This window comes from Pseudomonas sp. 57B-090624 (assembly GCF_003234055.1).
GTDB lineage: Bacteria > Pseudomonadota > Gammaproteobacteria > Pseudomonadales > Pseudomonadaceae > Metapseudomonas > Metapseudomonas tohonis.
The window spans coordinates 1-1241 of the sequence record NZ_QKRU01000179.1 but is presented as its reverse complement, the minus strand read 5'-3'; the positions used below and the strand labels follow the sequence as shown (position 1 = coordinate 1241).

Here is a 1241-nt window from a genome sequence, read left to right as displayed (position 1 = left end):
TGTAGTGGTCAAGTGAATCTGGACACTGTTTTAGGTCTATCCAGCCAGCTCTTCACGCCGTGCTGGTGTCTGGTAGTCGTTGTGGCTGTGTGGCCGTTGATGGTTGTAGTAGTCGGTCAAGTAACGCAGTACGTCGGCTTCCGCATGAGCCTGATCGACATAGCCAGAGGCTGGCACCCATTCCGACTTGAGGCTCCTGAAGAAGCGCTCCATCGGCGCGTTATCCCAGCAGTTTCCTCGACGGCTCATGCTTTGCCGGATGCGGTAGCGCCAGAGCAACTGGCGAAATTCGAGGCTGGTGTAATGGCAGCCCTGATCGGAGTGGAACATCAGTTGCTGAGGCATGCCCCTGGCTTCATAAGCCACCCGCAGCGCACGTGCGGTGAGCTGCGAGTCTGGCCGGTTGGACATGGCCCAGCCGACGATCCGGCGCGCATACAGATCCATTACCGCCGCCAGGTAGATCCAGCGGCCACCGGCCCAGATATATGTCACGTCTCCGCACCACACCTGGTTGGGGCGGCTTACCGTGAAGCGACGCTCCAGTTCATTGGCTGCGATAGCACTTTGTTCCTTGGCGATCCGGTAGCGATGTTTGCGGCGTTGCGCACTGATCAGGCCGGCTTCCTTCATCAAGCGGGCGGCAAGATAGCGACCCGCGAGAAAACCCTCGTTACGCAAGGCGGCCGATAGCGTTCTGGCGCCGGCCGCGCCTCGACTCCGGGCATGCAACTCCACCACGCGTCGGCACAGCATTTCTCGCCGCTGGCAGACGCGTACCTGCCGCTTTCGAGCCGCATAGACACCGCTGCGATTTACCTGGAATAACCGGCACAGTTCTGTACGCGAATACTGCTCACCCAATGCCTCGACCAACCTAACTAGTCGAGGGCGTCCGACATCAAGAGAGCCGTAGCCTTTTTTAGAATCTCTTTCTCCCGTTCCAAGCGGCGGACCTGCGCCTCCAACTCCTGAATGCGCCGCTGCTCCGCCGTCAGTGCCTTGCTATGCGCAGGCGTCCGACCACCACGCTCCAGCTCCAACTGCGCCACCCAGCGACGCATTGCCGTGGGGCCTACCCCCATCGCCTTGCAGGCGGCAGGCACGGTATAGCCTTGATCCACCACCAAGCGGGCGGCCTCTAGTTTGAAATCCGAACTGAATGATCTTCTGCTCATGAACACCTCTGTGGGCGAAGCTTAACGCCCTATCGGGGTGTCCAGAATCATTAGGCCACTTCA

Annotated in this window: 1 pseudogene; it reads right to left on the bottom strand. The window is 59.8% G+C overall.

Annotated elements, in window-relative coordinates:
• Positions 1-8: 8 nt before the first annotated feature.
• A pseudogene (locus tag DMX10_RS32255) lies at positions 9-1178 on the bottom strand (IS3 family transposase).
• Positions 1179-1241 lie beyond the last annotated feature (63 nt).